Source organism: Cocleimonas sp. KMM 6892 (assembly GCF_035798195.1).
Classification (GTDB): domain Bacteria; phylum Pseudomonadota; class Gammaproteobacteria; order Thiotrichales; family Thiotrichaceae; genus Cocleimonas; species Cocleimonas flava.
In genome coordinates this window covers 508,030-530,353 of the sequence record NZ_JAPFBV010000002.1, presented here as the reverse complement: position 1 = coordinate 530,353, position 22,324 = coordinate 508,030, and the positions used below count along the sequence as shown (strand labels likewise).

At 40.4% G+C, this 22,324-nt stretch carries 17 protein-coding genes; 10 read left to right on the top strand and 7 right to left on the bottom strand.

The features are described 5' to 3' along the window. Positions 1-21 precede the first annotated feature (21 nt). Genes lolD through OO007_RS07945 form a run of 3 tightly spaced genes read right to left on the bottom strand, consistent with a single transcriptional unit; the run spans position 22 to position 3,312 of the window. Entirely contained in the window at positions 22-735 is a 714-nt protein-coding gene (gene lolD / locus OO007_RS07955; protein ID WP_325808396.1) for a lipoprotein-releasing ABC transporter ATP-binding protein LolD, read from the bottom strand. Then, the gene (locus OO007_RS07950; RefSeq protein WP_131905299.1) at positions 728-2,020 is read right to left on the bottom strand and encodes a lipoprotein-releasing ABC transporter permease subunit; all 1,293 of its coding nucleotides are present in this window, start codon (positions 2,018-2,020) and stop codon (positions 728-730) included. The genes lolD and OO007_RS07950 overlap by 8 nt, the downstream gene beginning before the upstream one ends. Before the next feature lie 41 nt (positions 2,021-2,061). Beyond that, a complete protein-coding gene (locus tag OO007_RS07945) occupies positions 2,062-3,312 on the bottom strand; it encodes a lipoprotein-releasing ABC transporter permease subunit (RefSeq protein WP_325808395.1) in 1,251 nt (416 codons plus the stop codon). Positions 3,313-3,428: 116 nt separating this feature from the next. Here OO007_RS07945 and OO007_RS07940 point away from each other — a divergent pair, with 116 nt between their 5' ends. The 6 genes from OO007_RS07940 (at position 3,429) to OO007_RS07915 (ending at position 14,311) form a co-directional block, all read left to right on the top strand. Next, positions 3,429-3,731: a hypothetical protein gene (locus OO007_RS07940; RefSeq protein WP_325808394.1), complete on the top strand. Its 303-nt coding sequence runs from the start codon at positions 3,429-3,431 to the stop codon at positions 3,729-3,731. Positions 3,732-3,787: 56 nt separating this feature from the next. Then, positions 3,788-8,515: an Ig-like domain-containing protein gene (locus tag OO007_RS07935; RefSeq protein WP_325808393.1), complete on the top strand. Its 4,728-nt coding sequence runs from the start codon at positions 3,788-3,790 to the stop codon at positions 8,513-8,515. A gap of 323 nt (positions 8,516-8,838) precedes the next feature. Further along, positions 8,839-10,560 carry an ABC transporter ATP-binding protein gene (locus OO007_RS07930; RefSeq protein WP_325808392.1) on the top strand — a complete coding sequence of 574 codons (1,722 nt, stop codon included), beginning with the start codon at positions 8,839-8,841 and terminating at the stop codon, positions 10,558-10,560. A gap of 156 nt (positions 10,561-10,716) precedes the next feature. After that, complete coding sequence (locus tag OO007_RS07925) at positions 10,717-12,282, top strand: ABC transporter substrate-binding protein (RefSeq protein ID WP_131905303.1); 1,566 nt, start codon at positions 10,717-10,719, stop codon at positions 12,280-12,282. A gap of 122 nt (positions 12,283-12,404) precedes the next feature. Then, on the top strand, positions 12,405-13,373 hold the full coding sequence (locus OO007_RS07920) for an ABC transporter permease (protein WP_207907003.1): 969 nt from the start codon (positions 12,405-12,407) through the stop codon (positions 13,371-13,373). After that, the gene (locus OO007_RS07915; RefSeq protein ID WP_325808391.1) at positions 13,373-14,311 is read left to right on the top strand and encodes an ABC transporter permease; all 939 of its coding nucleotides are present in this window, start codon (positions 13,373-13,375) and stop codon (positions 14,309-14,311) included. Before OO007_RS07920 ends, OO007_RS07915 begins: the two co-directional genes overlap by 1 nt. A gap of 87 nt (positions 14,312-14,398) precedes the next feature. Here OO007_RS07915 and OO007_RS07910 read toward each other — a convergent pair whose 3' ends face one another. The 4 genes from OO007_RS07910 to OO007_RS07895 all read right to left on the bottom strand — a co-directional run bounded on the left by OO007_RS07910 (position 14,399) and on the right by OO007_RS07895 (position 17,412). Beyond that, complete coding sequence (locus OO007_RS07910; RefSeq protein ID WP_325808390.1) at positions 14,399-14,926, bottom strand: hypothetical protein; 528 nt, start codon at positions 14,924-14,926, stop codon at positions 14,399-14,401. 195 nt (positions 14,927-15,121) lie between these two features. Next, positions 15,122-16,438 carry an adenosylmethionine--8-amino-7-oxononanoate transaminase gene (bioA, locus tag OO007_RS07905; protein ID WP_325808389.1) on the bottom strand — a complete coding sequence of 439 codons (1,317 nt, stop codon included), beginning with the start codon at positions 16,436-16,438 and terminating at the stop codon, positions 15,122-15,124. 96 nt (positions 16,439-16,534) lie between these two features. Then, positions 16,535-16,975, bottom strand: a complete 441-nt coding sequence (locus tag OO007_RS07900) for a DUF2384 domain-containing protein (protein ID WP_325808388.1) — start codon at positions 16,973-16,975, stop codon at positions 16,535-16,537. Next, the gene (locus tag OO007_RS07895; protein WP_325808387.1) at positions 16,975-17,412 is read right to left on the bottom strand and encodes a hypothetical protein; all 438 of its coding nucleotides are present in this window, start codon (positions 17,410-17,412) and stop codon (positions 16,975-16,977) included. Before OO007_RS07895 ends, OO007_RS07900 begins: the two co-directional genes overlap by 1 nt. A gap of 198 nt (positions 17,413-17,610) precedes the next feature. On the opposite strand from OO007_RS07895, the gene OO007_RS07890 reads away from it, so the two are divergent. The 4 genes from OO007_RS07890 to OO007_RS07875 all read left to right on the top strand — a co-directional run bounded on the left by OO007_RS07890 (position 17,611) and on the right by OO007_RS07875 (position 22,197). Next, on the top strand, positions 17,611-18,687 hold the full coding sequence (locus OO007_RS07890) for a MoxR family ATPase (protein ID WP_325808386.1): 1,077 nt from the start codon (positions 17,611-17,613) through the stop codon (positions 18,685-18,687). An 11-nt stretch (positions 18,688-18,698) separates the two neighbouring features. Beyond that, entirely contained in the window at positions 18,699-20,003 is a 1,305-nt protein-coding gene (locus OO007_RS07885; RefSeq protein WP_325808385.1) for a vWA domain-containing protein, read from the top strand. 189 nt (positions 20,004-20,192) lie between these two features. Further along, positions 20,193-20,972, top strand: coding sequence for a substrate-binding periplasmic protein (locus tag OO007_RS07880; RefSeq protein ID WP_325808384.1), 780 nt, complete (start codon positions 20,193-20,195; stop codon positions 20,970-20,972). A 466-nt stretch (positions 20,973-21,438) separates the two neighbouring features. After that, entirely contained in the window at positions 21,439-22,197 is a 759-nt protein-coding gene (locus OO007_RS07875) for a substrate-binding periplasmic protein (RefSeq protein WP_325808383.1), read from the top strand. The last annotated feature ends 127 nt before the right edge of the window (positions 22,198-22,324 follow it).

Below are 22,324 nucleotides of genomic sequence, written 5' to 3'. Positions count from 1 at the left end.
GAGAAGTTTCGTATTAATACTTTAGTAGTTACTCAGCCTTCCATCAACCAGCGAGTAAATCTTATCCATCTTTTCAGCAAGTTGCATATCGTGCGTGACAATGACAAAAGCAGTTTGCATTTCCTGATTCAGGCTTTGCATCAAATCAAATATTTGCAGCGCCGTTTTATGATCAAGGTTTCCTGTTGGCTCGTCAGCCAATACCGCATTCGGATTGGTTACCAATGCTCTGGCTATGGCTGCACGTTGACGTTCACCACCTGAAAGTTGCCCCGGCTTATGAGACAACCTTTCTGAGAGTCCCACCTTATTAAGAATTTCACTGGCTTTACTACTCGATTCAGTTGTAGATAATCCACGAATCAGCAATGGCATTGCGACATTTTCCAGCGCAGTGAATTCGGGTAGTAAGTGATGGAATTGATAGATAAAACCTAAAGACTGGTTGCGTAAATCTCCGCGTTCTTTATCACTGAGCTTAGCAATATTTTTACCCATGACATGCACATTACCTTCGGTTGGAAGATCAAGCCCACCCAATATATGTAGCAAGGTACTTTTACCACTGCCAGAACTACCCACGATGGCAATTTTTTCTCCAGCGCTGATATCAAGTGAAATACCTTTGAGTACTTCAACGTCTAACTTGCCTTCCTTAAATCGTTTGGTAAGGTTTTCACACTCAATTACCTTGTCTATTCCATTATTATCAGTTTCAGTCATTGTTTTACTCATAGCGAAGCGCTTCAGCGGGTTGGACTTTAGATGCTTTCCACGCAGGAAAAATGGTTGCCAGTATAGATAACAGGAAGGCACTGATAGAAATCAAGATCACATCTCCCCATTCAATTTTTGCATCGATGTGCGTGATACCGTGAATTTCGGCATTCAATAGCTGAACATTTATCAGGTGCTCGATTCCTTGAACGATAGCGCTGACATTACTCGCAACCAATACACCCAGAAGCACACCAATAACGGTACCTATTAAAGCCAGTAATCCACCTTGCACGATAAAAACCCGCATTACTTGTGCTGGTGACATGCCTAAGGTTCTGAGGATAGCGATATCAGACTCTTTATCAGTAACGACCATAATCAAGGTAGAGACAAGATTAAACGCAGCCACACCAATGATCAGAAGCAAGACTAGAAAAAGCATGGTTTTCTGTAATTGCAAAGCCTTAAAGAAAGTTGAGTGCTGTGTTGTCCAATTAGTAATTACGTAGTCACCGGTAGAATTTTCAGCGATCTCTTTTGTGACTTGATTCGCCATAAATATATCGGAAATCTGAGCGCGTATTCCTGTTACTTCTTTATCCATTCCAAACAGTTCAGCAGCGTCGTCCATGTGAATGTAAGCAACCGACTTATCATAGATATTTAAATCTACTTTGAATGTGGCAGCGACTTCAAAATCCTTCAGTATCGGAATCAAATCATCAGGGTTTTGTGACTCTCCGTCATTCGTAAAACTCTGTTGTTTAGGACTTAACAGAGTAATTGTTTCGCCGATAGAAACATCAAGGGTTTTAGCAAGTGTTTCACCCAATATTATTTTGTATTCACCAGATTTAAGGACATTTAAACTCACCGTCTCTGTTGTCCCTTCAGGTGTTTGAATATAACGGTTGATAGTACCGATATCTTTTTCTAAATCAGGCAAAACACCTTCCAGTAAAGTTGCCTGAACAGTATCAGCTTCTTTAAGCATCACCTGTTTTTCTATGAACGGAGCAGCTCCAGTTACCTGAGTATTTTCCAGTATCTGATTACGACGGTTTTCCCATTGGGGTAGTACCCAGTCAGAATCAGAAACGGTAACGTGAGAAAGCATCCCTAAGTGACGATCTTGAATACCTTTGACGTAACCATTCATGATTGACAGAACAGTAATCAAAACAATGATACCCAGCGCAATTCCTATCACTGAGGCCAATGAAATGAATGAAATAAAGTGGTTGTCTTTCTTCGCCTTGGTATAGCGAAAACCGATAAAAGCGGATAGTGGCTGAAACATATACTTAAATTTCGCTCTTATTGCTTATTAAATTAATCAGTTTATTCATAACGCAAAGACTCAGCAGGTTGAACTTTAGCGGCGCGACTTGCAGGATATAACGTTGCTAAAATTGCGAGAACAAACGATGCGATTGAAATGCCTATCACTTGTTTAAAATCAACGACTGATGGGAATTTAGAACTAGCGTAGAACAAATCCTGAGGCAATAACTCGATATTGAAGAGTGTTTCTATCCATTCAACAATTGTGCCGATATTCAGTGCCAGTAATACACCTAAAATCGCCCCGAGAATCGCACCGAACAAACCGATGATAATCCCCTGAACCATGAATATTCGTTTGACCTGTTTGGCCGACATACCTTGGGTACGTAGAATCGCGATATCAGCTTGCTTATCATTCACTACCATCACTAGCGATGAAACCAGGTTAAACACTGCGACCAATACAATCAAAAACAGGATGAAGAACATCACTACTTTTTCAGTCTTCTGGACTTGAAACAGGCTTTTGTTTTCTTGTCCCCAATCAGTAACCGTAAATTCATCACCGAGTTTTTTAGATAACTCATTTGATACCGAAGGCGCATCAAATAAATCGGTTAATTTTAAACGAATACCTGTTACATTCTCTTTGGTTGAAAACAGCTTAGAGGCGTCTTGCATATGTATAAACGCTGTCGCGCTATCATATTCTGCCATATTGATTTTATACACGGCAACCACGGTAAAGCGTTTACTTCTGGGAATCATGCCAGCGGGAGTGACTCTAAACCTGGGTGTTACAACCGTTACCTTATCCCCTGGGAACACACCTAGTTGTTGCGCAAGTTCTACGCCTAAGGCAATACCATATCCACGCGGTTGAAGATCATCAAAACTGCCTTCCAGCATTCGATTATGCACACCCCCCACCTTTGGCTGCTCTTTTGGTAAAATTCCTTCGAGTAAAACGCCACGAAGTTCACCATTTGCGCTTAACATAACTTGATTTGTGATGAATGGTGCAGAGCCAATAACTTCTGGCATATCAACAAGTTCCTGCTGTTGTTTCCGCCAATCTGAGAGCAAACCGTTTGTCTCACTAATGGTGACATGCGAAACCATGCTTAGTATTCTATCCCTAAGCTCTTTCTCGAACCCATTCATTACGGAAAGAACGGTAATAAGTACAAGAACCCCAAATAATATCCCAAGCATGGAAGCCAAGGAAATAAACGATATAAAGTTATTTTTGTGCTTTGAGCGTGTGTAACGCAAACCGACAAAGAGTTCTAATGGTTTAAACATGGGTGCGGATTATAGCCCTGACTGTATGAATAAGTAACAAAATTGTACAAGAAAACACATACTTATAAATTTGACAACGAATTAATAAAAATAGTCATAAAGAAGAGAAAATAAAAATGAATATTAAACCCCTACTCCTTAGCGCAGCCTTTGCTTTTAGTACACAAATGGTACCAATGAGTGCAAGTGCTGAAATATTAGCGATCGGTCCACATGCAAAAGTACTAAAGAAAGCGAATTTGCCTACTCATGGTCAAAGCATGAAACAAGTTAAAAAGCGTTTCGGTCCCGCTCAAAGAGTCAAAGTATCAAAAGGTAAAGTGACTAAACGTAACCCAAAAATCACGCGTTGGGATTACTCAGGCTTCTCAGTTTATTTTGAAAATTCACATGTAATTCATAGTGTTGTAAAGCGATAGCAGTCACAGCTTAGCAAAAAAATATAAAAATAATATAACTACCAAAGAAAATAATAATGACTAAAAAGTTTACCACTTACACGTGGGCGTTCCTTCCGTTCGTCTTCAGTTCAGCCGCAGTTCTTACATCACCTTCATTTGCTGCACCATCAGCATCACAACAATATCAAGATGGCCATTATGAAGATGCCAGACAAGTAAGCCGGGCAAACCATGAATATGTAGGTGGTAGAACCAGTATAGGCGGAGGCATTACAGATGATGGCGATGTTGACGCTGAGTTCAATCAGGTTATTTCTGAAGGTCAAAATCACAGCACTGGTGTTGGTTTGTGGGCCGGTTATGATCTAGAAGGCGACGATAAAGGTTTATTAGGTCGTGGTGTACAAATGAATCACAATTGGGTATCACGTGATAAATTTGGTAATGCTTCCCATGTGAATAAAGTATTTGCTGCTTACGATAAAAATGAAGCGGGTCACGATAAAGCTACAGTGGGTTATGGTCGCGAAAATCAGAATTTATTCTGGGATACTCATGTCAGCAAAGGTTTATCAGGCAGAAAAGATTCAAGAATCATAGACGGTAAAACAGTGAGCGATCGCGCTTACGACTATGGTGTAGGTGGCAGTATTGGTAAATTTATACCAGATGCTAATGTACGTGTTCGTGCAGGCTTAGATCATGAGTGGAGCGATAAAGTTGGCACTGGAGAGAAAGATGCTCGCAACACTACTTTATCTGCTGGATTAGAAAAATTCTTCCAGGGCACAGGTCATAGTGTATCGGTTGATGTTTCCGGATCTAAACGAAGTGGCGGTTATAACGACGGTGCCAGTAGCGATGCTGATGTGAGTGGGCGTGTTGGTTATCGTTACGACTTTGGTAGTGCATTCCGCGCCGAATCGACAACACGTCGAGTTCGTGTCGAAGTACCGGGGAAAGCAACACCGCCTCGTTATGAACAACGCACACAATATAAACGTGTACCAACTTACAAAACAGTCCCTGTTTATGGAAATAAAAACGTTGGCACCGGAAAAAAACGTTTAGTTAAAAGCACTATGGAACTTGAAGGACAAACGTTCTTTAAACTCAACAGTTCTAAATTAATTCCTTCTGCAAAAACCCGTTTACTGCAAGTGGCTGCAGAAATTCGTAAAACAGGTTATAAGGGTAATATCCGAATCACTGGTAATACCTGTGGTTTAGGTGATGCCGTGTATGACCAGATTTTATCTGAGAAACGTGCAAATTCTGTAAAGAAATTCTTAATTAAAAACGGTTTCAACCCTGATCATTTGGTTTCTCGTGGTTTAGGTAAAGCTCATCCCAAATATCCTAATGTACCAGGACAAGGATTCAAAAATCGACGTGTCGATATCGAATACGTTACAGAATCCCAGCGTTATGTTGAAGACAAAACGGCACAACAAAGAGTACAAACAGGCACACGTCAAGTAGTCAGTGGTTTCAAAAATGTTCCCAATGGCACAAAAAATGTCATGATTGATAGCGGACAACCAGGAACACCACGTGTTATCTGGAAAACCGAAACAATCAAAAATTCACCGGCCTGGATTACCCGTGCGCTTCACAATAATATTAAGCACGATAGAAGTGTTAATACTTATCAAACTACTGAAGGTTCTACGACTACCCTTAGCAATCAAGGCCCAGTAGCGACTAATGATTCAACAAAAGTAGAATGTGGTCAATCAGTAGCAATTAATGTTCTTGCTAACGATACAGATGCGAATAACGACACATTAAATGTAACAAGCTTTACCCAACCTTCTAATGGTACGGTTAGTCGTGGAGCAAATAACGAACTCATTTATACTGCTAATGGCGGTGGTTGTGGTGTTGATGATCAATTCACTTATACGATTTCTGATGGAAATGGTGGAACAGATACAGCAACAGTAACAATCTCGGTTGAAGCTGATGATAAAGTAGTCGCTGCAAATGAAGTAAGTGCAACAGAAGAAGGAGAAGCAGTGACTATCGATGTGCTCAGCAACGATGATGCCGATGCGACTATTACTCGTATCGTAGCTGCAGCTGCTAATGGTGTGGTTTCAATTGTAAATGGCAAGTTGGTATATACCCCAAACCCGGGCTTCTATGGTACTGACAAGTTTACTTATGAAGTTAAAGATCCTAGTGGCAATGTTGACACCGCTACGGTAACAGTAACCGTTAAAAAACCTGAAAATTCAGCACCTATTGCTGTGGGCGAAACTACACCGACACAAATGGGACAAGCCGTTACACTTAACATTTTAGATAATGACTCAGACCCTGAAAATGATACATTAACCATTACCAATGTCAGTGACCCAGCACATGGTTCGGCAGTTATCAGAGGTGGTCAGATTATTTATACGCCAGATGCTGGTTATGTCGGTACCGACAGCTTTACTTACACCATTTCCGACGGTAATGGCGGCACTGCAACAGCGACTGAAACGATTACGATCACAGGTTCTACAAGTCCTAGCAACTCTTCACCAGTAGCGACAGATGACAATGCAACAACGCCTGTCAATCAAGCAGTGACACTAACTACCTTATCTAATGATACAGACCCAGACGGTGATGCTTTAACAATATCTAACGTAAGCAACCCACAGAATGGAACCGCAGTCATTCGTGGTGGAGAAATCATATACACTCCGGATACAGATTTTGTTGGTACTGAAACATTCACATATACAATATCTGATGGCAATGGCAATACTGCAACAGCGACTGAAACAGTAATTGTTACAGGCCCTGGTAACGCAATACCGAATGCGGTCAATGATGCTAGTAAAGTGGCTTGTAATGGTGACGTTGTGATCAATGTGTTATCAAATGATACCGACACCGACGGAAACACCTTATCTGTCAGCAGTTTCACACAGCCAGCCAATGGTTCGGTAACTCAAGGATCTAATGGCACTCTGATCTATACCTCTAACGGTGCAGCTTGTGATATTGATGATAAATTCACATACACAGTTTCAGACGGTAACGGCGGCTCAGATACAGCAACAGTGACTGTCGTTGTCGACCCTGCTGCTAACTCAGCTCCAGTTGCCGTGGATGACAATAAAACAACTTTACAGAATACTCCGGTAAGTTTTAATAGCTTAACGAATGATTCCGACCCAGAGAATGATACATTAACAATAACAGCTGTTGGCTCTCCTTCTCATGGTTCTGCCGAAATCAGTGGTAATCAAATCATATATACACCTGATAATGGTTATGTCGGTCAGGATTCATTTAGCTACACTATTTCAGATGGCAAAGGCAACACTGCAACAGCAACTGAAACAGTTACAATTACTGCAGTAGTTGAGCCGAATAAGATGCCCATTGCCAAGGATGACTCTGTAACAACAAATCAAGACACTCCAGTAACCTTGAATACTTTATCAAATGATTCTGATCCTGATGGAGACACTCTCACAATCACCAGCGTAGGTAATCCATCTAATGGTAAAGCGGTGATTAATGGCGATAAAATTGTGTATACACCAGAAGCAGGTTTTGTGGGCGAGGACTCTTTCACCTACTTTATTTCGGATGGTAAAGGTGGCACCGCAACAGCAATAGAGACAATTACAGTGAAAGCAGTAGTTGCACCTAATCAAACACCCGTTGCAGTTGATGATGCTGTTACGACTGATCAGGATACCCCTGTTACGTTAAATACACTTTCAAATGACTCTGACCCTGATGGTGACAGTTTGAAGATTACCAGTATTGGTAATCCATCACATGGTTCAGCTTCTATAAATGGCGGTAAAATTGTCTACACACCAGATCCTGGTTATGTAGGAACCGATTCTTTCAGTTATGAAATATCTGATGGCAAAGGTGGTACTGCGACTGCGACTGAAACAATTACCATTAAAGCTGTAGTGATTCCGAATAAAGCACCTGTTGCAAAAGACGATTCGGCAACGACTCCGGAACAAACACCGGTGACTTTAACCACGTTGTCTAACGACTCCGATCCCGATGGTGATAATTTGACCATTACAAATGTTGAAACTCCTGCAAACGGTACAGCGACAATTAATGGTCAAACCATTGTTTATACACCGAAAGCTGGTTTTTCAGGGACGGACAAGTTCGAATATACTATTTCTGATGGTAATGGTGGTACAGCAACAGCGACAGAAACAGTCATCGTTACTGCTGTAAATAAAGCGCCTAATGCATCTAATGATGTAGCAACTACAGGTTGTAGTGTTATTACGATTGATGTTTTAGGTAATGATACTGATCCAGATGGCGATACACTCAAATTAGTTAGCGTCACTGGTGCCAATCTTGGAACAGCCGTTGTATCAGGTAATAATATTGTATACACCCCTTCTAATACCTGTGGTAAAGGGAATACTGGTGTAGACAATCTTAGTTATACGATTTCAGATGGTAATGGTCACACAGCATCAGCTGGAGTCACTGTAAATGTTGAAGGTGTAACTGGTACGTCTAGCATCAATGCTGAATCGGATGACGTTACAACAACAAAAGGAACACCTATTACCATTAATGCACTTGCCAATGATGGAGGTGAAGGTTTAAAAATCATCGCTGTAGATTCTGGTAGTAATGGTAATGCAGTGGTTAGTGGCAATAAAATCTTGTATACGCCTTTCGCTGACTTTACCGGAACAGAAAGTATCTGGTATGACATTATTGATGAAAATGGGCACAATGATTCTGCACTAATCGTCATTTTTGTTGAGGAAGGTTGTCCTACAGGTACTAAATGTAACTAAGTTCACATTTTGTAATACAGTTACAAAATTAGAGCCACAGTTAACGCTGTGGCTTTTTTTTTGCAAAAAAACAGATAGATTTATCAAATCCACTTTTGACTTTGGCACCCCCCTACTTACAGGCGTTTTTTTTTAGCCTTACTTTTTTATCTATATGCTTGTAGAAATGTTTAATCATTGTTCTAACTATCTTCTAACCATGTTCTAAATCAATTGCAAAACATTGATTTAACGATTAATTTCACATAATAAATACACATTTCCTGTTTTAATTAAATAGCTGTTCTAAACTTGGATAATATTTACTTCGAGTTTAATGATTCATGTCACTGTTAGAAATTGAAAACCTCACTATTGAATTCCCTAATCGCCACGGCACAGAAGTAGCGGTTGATAAAGTAAACTTAAGCGTCAATGCAGGAGAAATTCTCGGATTAGTGGGAGAATCAGGCGCAGGAAAATCAACAATTGGTAATGGCATCGTGCAATTATTGAGTCAGCCAGGACGTGTTGCAGCAGGAAAAGTAACGCTTAACGGCGAAGTCATTTCAGGTTTACAAGGTGAGTCTATTCGCAAGATTCGCGGATCTAAAATCGGTTTTATTTTTCAGGATCCAATGACATCTCTAAACCCTCTATTCACCATTGAAAACCAGATGGTAGAAACCATCATTAATTGTCTTGGGGTGAGTTACAAAGAAGCTCTGGAAAGATCTATCGAATTACTCACCAAAGTAGGAATCCCTGAACCTGAAGTAAGGATCAAACAATACCCTCATCAATTTTCTGGCGGCATGCGACAGCGCGTTGTCATCGCTATTGCCTTATCCGGTGAACCTGATCTGATCATTGCTGATGAGCCAACAACCGCGCTTGATGTGTCAGTGCAAGATCAAATACTCAAACTCATTCAAGACCTGTGTACCGACTTACAGGTCGGCTGCATTTTGGTAACTCACGACATGGGCGTGATTGCCAATGTGACAAACCGTGTTGCTGTTCTTTACCGAGGTAAACTCGTAGAAATTGGCGAAACTAAAGATGTTTTAGGTACTCCACAACACCCATATACACAAAGTTTGATTAGTGCCGTGCCGTTAGCAGGAAAGAAAGTAGATAGATTCCCGCTGGTAGAAACTATTGAAAGCATAGAGTCTGGCTTAAAATCAATCGATGTTACTACACACTGGTTAGGTCAAAGCTCACAACATCACAATACAGATGACCTGCTTATCATCAAAGACCTTAATTTAAGTTTCCTAACTCAGGATGCTTTCTTTAAAAAGAATCGAAAACGTCTTCAAGCGACAGACAATGTGAGCTTCAGTGTTAAACAAGGGGAATCGTTTGGATTAGTGGGTGAAAGTGGCTCAGGTAAATCAACGATCGCGAGAATGATAGCCGGTCTGCAACAGCCTGATTCGGGTTCGATTGTTTATGATGGGGTTGAGCTAATCAACAACCCTGATAAAGAAAAAGTTAAATCTGTAAGGCAACGGCTGCAAATGATTTTCCAGAACCCCTATTCCAGCCTAAATTCTAGAATGAAAATCAAAGACATTATTGCAGAACCGATTTTGTATCATCATCTAGCCAAAACAAATGAAGTTGAAGGCATTGTAGGTGATTTACTCGATCATGTTGGTTTGGGTCGTAAGTCAGGGGTGAAATATCCACATGAATTTTCTGGTGGTCAGCGTCAAAGAATTTCCATCGCACGAGCACTAGCAACACGCCCTCGCCTGCTTATTTGTGACGAGCCGACATCGGCATTGGATGTTTCAGTACAGGCACAAATTCTTAACCTGCTAAAAGATTTACAAGATGAATTAGGACTGACAATGCTATTTATTAGCCATGATTTACCGGTAATAAGACAAATGTGCGACCGAGTTGCGATCATGAGACAGGGTAAAATATTAGAGCTTCAACAGACCGAAGATCTATTCGAACACCCTAAAGATAAATACACGAGAGAGCTGCTAGACCTGATGCCTCGTTTTGATGATTTGACCCACGATTTAAATGCTAATTCGCATGTTTAAATCATCTTTTCAATAGCTTATAAAATAATTTACTTAAAAAATACTTAACTAAAAATGCAGTTTTATAAATCTGTACTAAACTCATGAAGTCTAAAATACGATTAAGTTTTTAGAATGATTAAAAACATTATTTAAAAATAAATAGGGAGTTAAAAAATGAAGAAACAACTTGGTTTTATCGGAAAAGTCAGCGGACTTCTCCTGACAAGTTTACTCGTACTAAACCCAGCTACTGCTAAAACACTTAAATTAGCGTATGACGCTGACCCTGTAAGTTTAGATATTCATGAACAGTTATCTGGCGGTATGTTACAGCTCTCACACATGACGCATGACCCACTCGTGCGTTGGGCGCAGGATTTATCGTTTGAACCACGTTTAGCAACATCATGGGAACGTACGGATGAAAATACAGTACGCTTTAAATTACGTGAAGGGGTTAAATTCCATTCAGGCAATACACTAACAGCTGCTGATTTTAAATGGACGTTTGATCGTCTTAAAACAAGTAAAGACTTCAAAGGTATTTTCTCGAACTTTAAAGCCTTAAACGTTATTGATGACAATACAATCGATCTCGTTACTGATGGCCCTTACCCACTTGTTATGCACACGGCGACTTATATCTTCCCAATGGATAGTAAGTTCTACGCAGGTAAAGATGAGAACGGGAAAGACAAAGCAGAAATCGTTAAAGATGGTGCTTCTTATGCGTCTACGCATACATCTGGCACGGGACCTTTCAAAGTAACTTCACGTGAGCAAGGCGTTAAAGTTGTGTTTGATCGTTTTGCTGATTACTGGGATAAAGACTCTAAAGGCAATGTAAGCCAAGTAGTAATGACCCCGATTAAAGACAACCAGACTCGTGTTGCGGCACTATTATCTGGTGACGTTGACTTTATCGCACCTGTTGCTCCTAACGAGTTTGGACAGATCGAAGCTAATGACAAAGTGCAATTAGTAACAATGGCAGGTACTCGAGTAATTACTTTCCAGCTTAATCAGGAACGTCGTGAAGAGTTTAAAGACCAGAAAGTACGTCAGGCAATGGCTTACGCTGTAAACAATGAAGGTATTGTGCAAAAGATCATGAAAGGTTTTGCGACAACGGCTTCACAAATGAGCCCTAAAGGTTACCTAGGTCACAACGAAAGCCTTAAGCCTCGTTTTAATCTGGAAAAAGCAAAGCAACTGATGAGTGAGTCTGGCTACCCAGATGGTTTCACCGTAACTATGATGGCTCCTAACAACCGTTATGTAAACGATGAAAAAATCGCGCAAGCGGTTGCTGCGATGCTATCTAAAATCAATATCAAAGTTGACCTTAAGACTATGCCAAAAGCACAGTACTGGCCTGAGTTTGATAAACGCGCAGCTGATATGTTAATGATCGGTTGGCATTCTGATACTGAAGATAGTGCAAACTTCTATGAATTCCTGGCTATGACACCGAACAAAGAAACAGGTATGGGTGCGTATAACTCTGGAAATTACAGTAGCAAAATGGTTGATGAAACAACGATGAAAGCGAATAAAGAAACAGATGATGCCAAGCGTGCTGCAATGCTGCAGTCTATCGAAAAGCAAATTTACGATGACGCTGCGTTTATCCCGCTACATTGGCAAAATCTTGCATGGGCTTCACGTAAAGGTGTAAACATCAAGCCTATCGTTAATGCAATGAACTTCCCTTACATTGGCGATCTTGCTATTGACTAGTTTTACTACACTACTCCATTAATTTTTACAATTAATGACTAAATGCTGGGTACAGGCTTAAACCTTACCCAGCTTTTTATTAACTACACTAATAATATTCGCGCCCTACTATGCTGCAATTTTTGCTTAAACGTTTTTTACAAGCCATCGTTGTGATGCTAATCATTAGCCTCCTGAGTTTTTCTATTAAAGATAAATTAGGTGACCCGTTACGAGAAATGACAGGACAGTCAGTTTCGGAAGCAGAAAGAGAAGTCATGCGTGATGAAATGGGATTGAATGACCCATTCCTAGTCCAGTATGGACGCTTTATCAAAGATGCACTGCACGGTGATTTAGGGACATCCTATTTCCATAAATTACCGACCATGACAGTAATCTTAAAGAAATTACCCGCGACACTGGAACTTACCTTTGCAGCGTCGCTTATTATTATTTTTCTCTCTATTCCACTGGGTGTATTTTCCGCCATCAAACCCAAACACTGGTTTAGTAAATTTATTATGGCGGTGAGTATCGTGGGCATATCTATACCGGTGTTCCTTACGGCACTTGCCCTAATCTACATATTCTCCGTGAAACTCGGCTGGATGCCATCTTTTGGCCGTGGCGAAACCGTTCACCTGTTTGGATATTGGGAAACGAATTTCCTCACCAAAGACGGCATTCTGCATATCATCATGCCTGCTATCGCCTTATCATCCATCATGTTGCCACTGTTTATTCGCTTGGTCAGAGCCGAAATGCTCGAGGTGTTAAGTTCTGAATACGTCAAATTTGCCAAGGCAAAAGGCTTGAAAGCAGGCAAAATCTATTTCAAACATGCCTTAAAAAATACCATGTTACCTGTGATTACGGTTGGCGGTGTTCAAATCGGCATTATGGTCGCTTATACGATTCTGACAGAATCAGTGTTTCAATGGCCAGGTATGGGCTTTATGTTTTTAGAGGCGGTAAATCGTTCTGATATTCCCCTGATCGTCGCTTACATCATGTTTGTAGGCTTTCTATTTGTTGTTGTTAATACGCTGGTGGATTTACTCTACGGCGTCATCAACCCAACGGTTAATTTATTGGGTAAAAGTAAATAATGATTAATACGACCAGCAAAAACACAAAATTTCAGCGCTTTCTGGCCTCTGATTTTTTCTATCATTTCAAGCGCGATAAACTGGCAATCATCAGTTCTATTATTTTTCTGATTCTGATTTTACTCGCGATACTTTCGCCTTTAGTAGCGCCTTATAACCCTTACGATTTGCAGATTCTGGATATCATGGATTCGGAATTACCTCCCGTTTGGCAACAAGGTGGTGATCCTCGATTCCTCTTAGGTACAGACGATCAAGGCCGAGATCTATGGAGCACCATACTTTATGGAATGCGCGTTTCTTTGATGATTGGCATTCTTGCGGTGTTATTACAGGGAGTCATCGGAATTACGATTGGTCTTGTTGCCGGTTATGTCGGCGGTAGAACAGATAATTTACTAATGCGTATTGCAGATGTGCAGTTGTCTTTTTCTACTTTGATGGTTGCCATTATTATTCTGGCTATCGTTCAAAGCGCCTTTGGTAGCGACGCGTTCAATCAATGGGCAATGGTGATACTGATTTTAATCATTGGTCTCGCAGAGTGGCCACAAATAGCCAGAACGGTTCGTTCCAGTGTGCTCGCAGAAAAGGAAAAAGAATACGTAGATGCCGCTAAAGTGATGGGTTTCAGTCCAATCAGAATCATGTTTAAACACATTCTGCCTAACTGTCTCTCGCCAATATTTGTAATCTCAACGGTGCAGATTGCCAATGCGATTATTACCGAAGCCAGCCTTTCATTCCTCGGATTAGGAATGCCGGTAACCGAACCCAGCCTTGGATCGTTGATCAGCATTGGGAAGCAGTATTTGTTTTCAGGATCATGGTGGATCACCTTGATACCTGGCGCCTTTTTAATCCTGCTGGTAATCGTAATTAATCTGCTAGGTGACTTCTTGCGAGATACCTTTAACCCAAAGCTTTATAAAGATTAATCGATAGATTCTATAAGTCTATATAGAGACATATAGAAAGTGATTAATAGCAGAAAATAGATAAAGTCAAAACCAAAGACTTAAACTCTATTTTCCACCCCCCCGGTTATGGGCGGTTTTTTTAAAGAAGTTCGATGGTCTTCTATTACCAGAAGAACTGGCTCTGTTTCGATTAGAATTTGACGCACGGTTACGATGGCTGTGATTGCGCTTTACACCACCAGTTCTCATCTTATGAGGCTGTCCACCTTTGACTCTATTTGGATGCCCGTTACGTACACGGTTCGGGTTGCCACCTCGCACTCGATTTGGCTGTCCATTTTTCACACGATTATGATTACGCTTAACGTGGTTACGATTGCGGTGTTTATTGTAGTTCTTATTTTTGTGTCCGTGATAACGAGTCGTGTAAGAACGCGTATAACGATTCGGGTATCGGTTAAAGTAATATGGATCGTAACCGATATAATCATAATCAGAATAATACGTATCGTAATACGGACGATAATAAGTAGACGAACCAGAGGTAACATATCCAGCTTCTGAATACGGGGGTGCAGAGGTACAACCATTAACGAGAAATGCAAAAATAACTACTATGCCGAGCTTATACATTTTATCCATCCTTGGGGGCTTCATGGAATTTTATAACTTGAATATTGATTTAAGTATCTAAAATTAAACAATATTTACCTTAGTATAGTTAAATATACGCGCGGAATACGGTTTTGGATTGTAATTTTATGTAAAGTCACCCATCTGTTTACTAGCATCCTCTGTTTATTAGCACCCTCGATTTATATCACCCCCCTACTTACAGGCGTTTTTTTCTTTTTGCCATTCACTAAGCACGTCATATATAGCAGAAGTCAAAACTCTAAGCGTAGACGATTCCATAATATAAGCGGGCATCAAATACACCAATTTACCAAACGGTCTTAACCAAACGCCTTTTTCTGTAAAGCGTGGTTGTGACCATGTTGTATCTAACGGCTCGTGCAATTCAACGACACCAATCGCCCCTTTAACCCGGACTTCTTTCACACAGTCTAATTGAATACAAAGCAATAGTTCGGCTTTAAGTTGTGCTGATATTGCTTTAACTCTATCTCTCCATGGTGAGCTTAATAACAGCTCAATACTGGCATTGGCGACACTACAAGCAAGTGGATTACCCATAAAAGTTGGCCCATGCATTAATAGACCTTTACCGTCTGCTTCAATGCCATCCACTACTTTACGGGATGTTAGTGTGGCGGCTAGTGTCATCGTGCCTCCTGTAAGTGCTTTACCGACAGTTAAAATATCGGGTTGGATATTGGCTTGCTCGTAAGCAAATAGTGTTCCAGTTCGACCGAAGCCCGTAGCAATTTCATCGAGAATTAATAACACGTCGTATTGGTCGCAAAGTTGTCGAACAGCTTGTAAATATTCCGCGTGATAGAAACGCATACCACCCGCGTTTTGTACCATCGGTTCTATGATTACTGCGGCTATCTGCTCATGATTTTGTTCAAGCTTGGTTTTGAAGTCATTAATGAATTCAGGCTTCCAGATAACTTCTTCGCCACTCTCAGTTAGAGTCTGCGGTGCTGCGGCAAAAATGTGTTGAGGTAATACGCCTGTAAACATTTCGTGCATGCCATTAACGGGATCACACACTGCCATGCCACCAAAGGTATCGCCGTAGTAACCGTTTCTTGCAGTGAGTAGCTTGGTTTTTTGCGTTTGGCCTTGGGCAAAACAATATTGAAGCGCCATCTTTATAGCGACTTCCACCGCGACTGAGCCAGAATCTGCCAGAAACACATGTTGTAAATTGTCACAGGTGATATCAACGAGCTTTTTGCCTAATGTCACCGCAGGTTCGTGGGTCAAACCGCCAAACATAACGTGCGACATTTTTTGGCTTTGATCAATGATCGCCTGATTCAAAACAGGATGATTGTAACCATGAATGGTAGACCACCAGGACGACATGCCATCGATAAGTTTTCTTCCATCAGTCAATTCAAGATGAACACCTTGAGTAGAAGCGACCGAAAGTACGGGGGTGGGTTTAGAAAAACTCGTATAAGGATGCCATAGGTGTTTGGCATCGAGTGCTAATATTTCTTCCTGATTCATGCGTGAAACTCATATCATTAGATAGGAGATTATCTCACAGGGTGTTTCGCTATGTCTCTTATCTAAAGCAATTATCTAGCATCGCTTAGATACACATTAAGATTTTTTCGCTGCATCCTGCATAGCTTCTGAAATAGCATAACCATAGGCACAGTCTACTTCCATACGTACTTTCAGCAATCCATTCGGTGAATCATCCGACATAATAACGGCAAGCGGGGTGTTTTTACGAAAACGTCGGTGTGGTTTGCGTAACCACATTAAACGCATTTTATCGCTAAAGGGATAAGTGGTGCGAAGCGCATCAGCAATACCAATAATATGATCAATTCGGATCATCAGTTCACTGCTTTCCGGGAAAACTCTTTCTCCCATACGAAACCCCTGGATATGACGACTTTTGACAAGATCTCCCAAACCAAGAACTGCCAACATCTGCTCAGTTGAAAGCTGCCAACCATCCAGATAACTAATCACACCTTGGGTTAATTGCAACATCTCATCGTTTGAATAATCACTGTAGGTTTTTTGCGCCATTATTCAAAACCTTCTTCACTAGGATCTATTTCATAACGGTTTATTTTTTTTCTGGTTTTTACTGGCTTTGCTTTTGATGCCTGAACTTTGGCTGGCTGTTCTTTTGATGGCTGTGCTTTTAATGGCGGTGCATTGGAAGACTGTAATTTAGTTGTAGTTATCTTTAAAGAATCCAGAGATACAACATTAGATGTCACTGCCTCATCTGTAAAATGCGGTTTTTCATTCAATTCAATACCCGCCTCTTTGGCAATCTCTTGCTCGCGCGCAGCAATCAATCCAAAACACATTTTTATGTCTTCAATAGTAGCTTCGGTGAGTGGCGATTTAATGGCAGAACTGGATGGTGTAACATCTTTGACAATGCTGGATAGCGTTTTACGCATGGCTACCAGTACGCGTTTCTCCTTGGTGAAGTGTTCCACTTCCTCAGACATAATATTTCCAGATTATTCAGTTATCATTATCTTACTTATTTTAAGATTGCCTGCATATATCCCTTAATTTATATCTTTGGTTTTAATCAAGGACAACATTAAGCGCAATCTATGTTGCAACATAGAGAGCAACAATAGAATCTATTGCTTAAGAGAAGTGTTCAAGCACTATCTGATTGACTACACTACTATGACTAATTGACTAAAATCGAGTTACTCAAGTTTATGCGCCCTGCTTTGTTAAACACTGTATTAGATAAAGAATTTATAGGAGCACAGGATGGCAGCCATACACCTGTAATGTTATGGGGTCCTCCGGGAGTAGGTAAATCTGATCTGATTGCGCAAATTGGTAAACGCCAAAACGTTTCGGTAATCGATATACGTTTGTCTCAAATGGAACCCAGTGACCTTCGCGGCATACCTTTTCGTGATGATTTAAGTGGTAACGTCGAATGGGCAATTCCTTCGATGTTACCAAGTATTGAGAAACATGGTGAAAAAGGGATTTTGTTTCTGGATGAAATCACTTCTGCCGTACCGAGTGTTTCTGCAGCAGCTTATCAGCTGATTTTGGATAGACGATTAGGTGAATACGAAGTACCCGAAGGCTGGGCTATTTTTGCTGCCGGCAACCGCCAAGGCGATCGCGGTGTGACGTACACCATGCCTTCACCACTAGCGAATCGCTTCTCTCACTATGAAGTGGATGTGAATCTGGATGATTGGGTGGCCTGGGCATACAAAAATGACATCAGTGAAAAAATCATCGCCTTTTTACGCTTTCGCCCAGAGTTATTATTTGATTTTGACCCGGCACATAACCCCGTTGCATTTCCATCACCACGTTCATGGCAGTTTGCAAATAATGCGTTGATTAAGTTTTCAGACTCACCTCAAGTACTGCTCGGCACCTTACAAGCCTGTGTTGGCCCTGCTGCTGGCATCGAGTTAAAAGCATTTATCGACAGTATGGACCAGATGCCAGACCTTGATGCTATTTTAACGGGAGAAGACGTTAAAGCACCAAAGGAAATCGATCTACAATACGCGGTCGCTAGTGCTTTAGTGGGTCGAGCAATCAAAGCAAAAGAGAGCGGTAATGCCTCTGAGGTCTTTGGCAATATATTAAATTACGCCAAAGCCTTCAGACAAAAAGAAATGGGCGTGATGCTGGTATCCGATATGTTACGCGCAGTCGGCGATGAATTATTTTCAGTTCCTGAATTTAGTCAATGGGCAAGTTCGATTGGCGATATTATGCTGTACGATTAAGCAATTCAAACATGGAAGATCACGACTCAAAGTCAATTGAAAACAAGCTTAGTGCAGCCCGTACTAAATTAATTCTCGACAAGCCATTTCTTGGCGCTCTGGTGTTGCGCTTACCTCTACAGGCGGCTGATCCTGCATGGTGTGCCACCACAGGAACAGATGCACGCAAGTTCTATTACAACCCTGATTTTATTGATGCTTTAAACCCTGCTGAAACACAATTCATTCTCGCACATGAAGCATTACACTGCGCACTGTCACATTTCGCGCGTCGTGAACATCGTATCAAACATCGCTGGGATCTCGCCTGTGATTATGCGATCAATCCTATTCTATTAGCCGAAGGTCTCACACCTCCACCTGGTACTCTGCATCTTAAAGAATACGAAGGGATGACGGCGGAAGAAATTTATCCTTTGATAGCCGATAACGATATGAGCGATACGCTCGATCAACATCTATATGACAAGGAAGATCAGTTTAGTGAAGGTGGTCAAGACAGCAGCGATAACCCACTAGATCACACAGAGGAAGGTACAAAACCGCCAGAAGAGAAATCAACCCAGGATAAGTCTGGCGGCGGAAGTTCAGGTGATAAAGATAAAGACCCAGAAGGAAGCGGCCAACAGGAATTTGATGAAAATGCAGGAGGTGCTGAAGCTCCGCCACCGCCATTAGATCAACAAGAAGCTGAAGAACTCAGTATCCAATGGCAGCAACGCATGGCAGGTGCTGCGCAACAAGCGCAACAGGCGGGTAAATTAAGTGGCGTGATGAAACGTCTGGTTGAAACATTATTGCAACCAAACTTACCGTGGCGCATGTTACTCGCGAGATACATGACAGCGATGGCGCGTGATGATTATAGCTATACACGACCTTCAACACGTCGTGGTGATCCTGCTATTTTTCCAACCTTGCGGAGTTCAGAGATTAATGTATTAGTTGCACTAGACGTGAGCGGTTCTGTCAGCGATAAAGAACTACTCGAATGCCTCTCTGAGATTAATGCCATTAAAGGTCAAATGCGCGCGAAAATAACACTGATAGCATGTGATTCAGCTATCGCGGATGGCTTTCCTAGAGTCTTTGAGCCGTGGGAAGAAGTCACCTTGCCAGAAACCATAGCTGGTGGTGGTTCTACAGATTTTAGACCAGTATTTAACTGGGCACATCAACAAGATAACCAACCGGGTTGCGTGGTTTATTTCACCGATGCACAGGGTAGTTTTCCAAATGAGCCTAGTTACCCTGTAGTATGGTTAGTTAAAGGCAAAGGAGAAGTTCCCTGGGGGCAACGCGTTCAATTAAACTAATTAATACTCCTACGTCCCTATTAGTCCCTATTAATAGGCGATTTACTTGACTTAAGTTAATTTGAAAAAGTGTACTTCTGTTATATTGGATGAATTATTTTAGTGATATTAAAAGATATTAGTTAAAACTTTGATTACAAAAAAATAACACTAATAATTCATCCAAGACCTTTCAAGAAGGAGAAGCGCGTGAGACAAAGCTTAAGTACCAGCGTCATTATTTCGCTTGTCATCTTGTTTTTCTCTATCAGCAACACTTCTTCAGCAAGTGCCGAATCATGTATTTTAAAAGCACGAGTCACTAATATTCCTCCCTTATATTATAAAAACGATTCAGGAGAATGGGCTGGTTTAACAGTAGATTTAGCAAATGTTTTACTCAATGAAGCCGGTTGTAAGGGAGATTTTGAATCGATAAGCTGGGCGCGATCATTAGACTTAATGGAAAATGGTGGCATTGATATGATGATGAATCTATCTAAAACGAATGACAGAGAACAATTCATTCATTTTATCGGCCCGCAAAACATCGAAACGGCTCAGCTATTAACGAAAAAGAATATAACCATAGATATTAATTCTTTAGAGGATTTTAAAAAGTTACCCGGAATTGTTGGATATCAGCAAGGCTCTTTTTACGGAAAAGAATTTCATGAAAAACTGAGAGATGATTCTGAATTTAACAGTAAATTTGAAGTGGTCTTCTCACAGGAATTTAATCTGAATAAATTAAAATCTGACAGAATAATAGGAATTTTGGGTCAAAACTATAGCGGTGTATCAGCACAGAAAGATCTACTTAACAGTAATGAATACAAGGTTCACCCGTATATAATTCATCATAATGAAGTATATTTTGGCTTCTCCAAAAAATCTGTATTGCCTGAAATTCTCAGTAAATTAAACGAAGCCTATGACAGAGCCATAAATAATAAAGAATTTCATAGAGTCATTGAAAGCTACAAATAAATATCTATAACCACCCTGTTTCAGAGTTATCAGTTATATAGTTTTAAAAAAGTGCCTATAAGTAGGGGGGTGTATTATTAAACCGAGACACCTAATAGCTATAGTTGTGCAGCTATCATTACCAAGCTTAGATCACATACTTATTTCGCTTCCTAACTGATATGGAAATAACAATAAAATAACAGCTATTTTTTCCAATGCGTTCAAACGAAACCGGAACAAAACCACAAGGAAACCACAATAAGGACAGAACAAAAGCTAGAGTTAAACTATTCTGAACTATTTGTCGCCCCTACTCTCCTTAAAACGTTAAAGGGGTTTTATCTTGCCAGTTCTATTTCAAAAACTTATATTGCACATCAACAAATACAAATATGTATCAACGTGTAATGACTAACGTAAACTTTTATCTGACTCTTTCATTAAATCAGCGACGAATACAGGGGTAAATAGTATGAAACAGGTTATGAGTATAGTTAATGTACTTATAGTTGTTTTTATATTTTTTAGCAGCACTGCAGTCAAAGCAGAAACGTGCAATATCAATGCACGTGTCACGCAAATCCCTCCACTATTTTATCAAGACGAATCTAAACAATGGGTTGGTTTAACCATAGATTTAACAAAAGAATTACTCAAAGAAGCAAATTGCGACGTACATTTTGAGAATATCAATTGGGCACGGTCACTAGAATTAATGAAATCAGGCCAGGTTGATATGATGATGAATATGTCAATTACGGAAGAAAGAAAAGAATACATCCACTTTATTGGTCCACATAACAATGAAACCATTCAGCTTTTATTAAAAAAGTCAGTCAATACAGAGATTCAATCTCTGGATGACATCAAAAACTTACCCGGTAAAATTGGCATTCAGCATGGGGCATATTTTGGCAAAGCCTTTAAAGATAAAATAGAAAATGACCCCGTTTTTGCTGATAAGTTTGAGAAAACATACTCTCAGGAAAACAACGTTAAAAAGCTTAAACTAGGTAGAATCATTGGGATATTAAGACAGAACTACAGTGGTGTATCTGCCGAAATCGAATTAATGAAAACCGGGGAATATAAAGTAGACCCATTCGTTATAAACACAAATCAGGTTTATTTTGGTTTTTCCAAAAAGTCTGTTCCTATTACATTGATCAAACGATTAGAACAGGCTTTTGAAAGCGTTTCTCTGAATAAAGGTTTTCAGCGAGTGATTGATAGTTACAAATAAAAAACACCTGTAAAAACCGCCTATAAGTAGGGGGGTGTATAACAATAAATGTAATAATTTCCTAAGACACCTCTTATCTTATAGATTTCATAACACCCTGTTTTTCCTTTATTATTTAAAACACCTC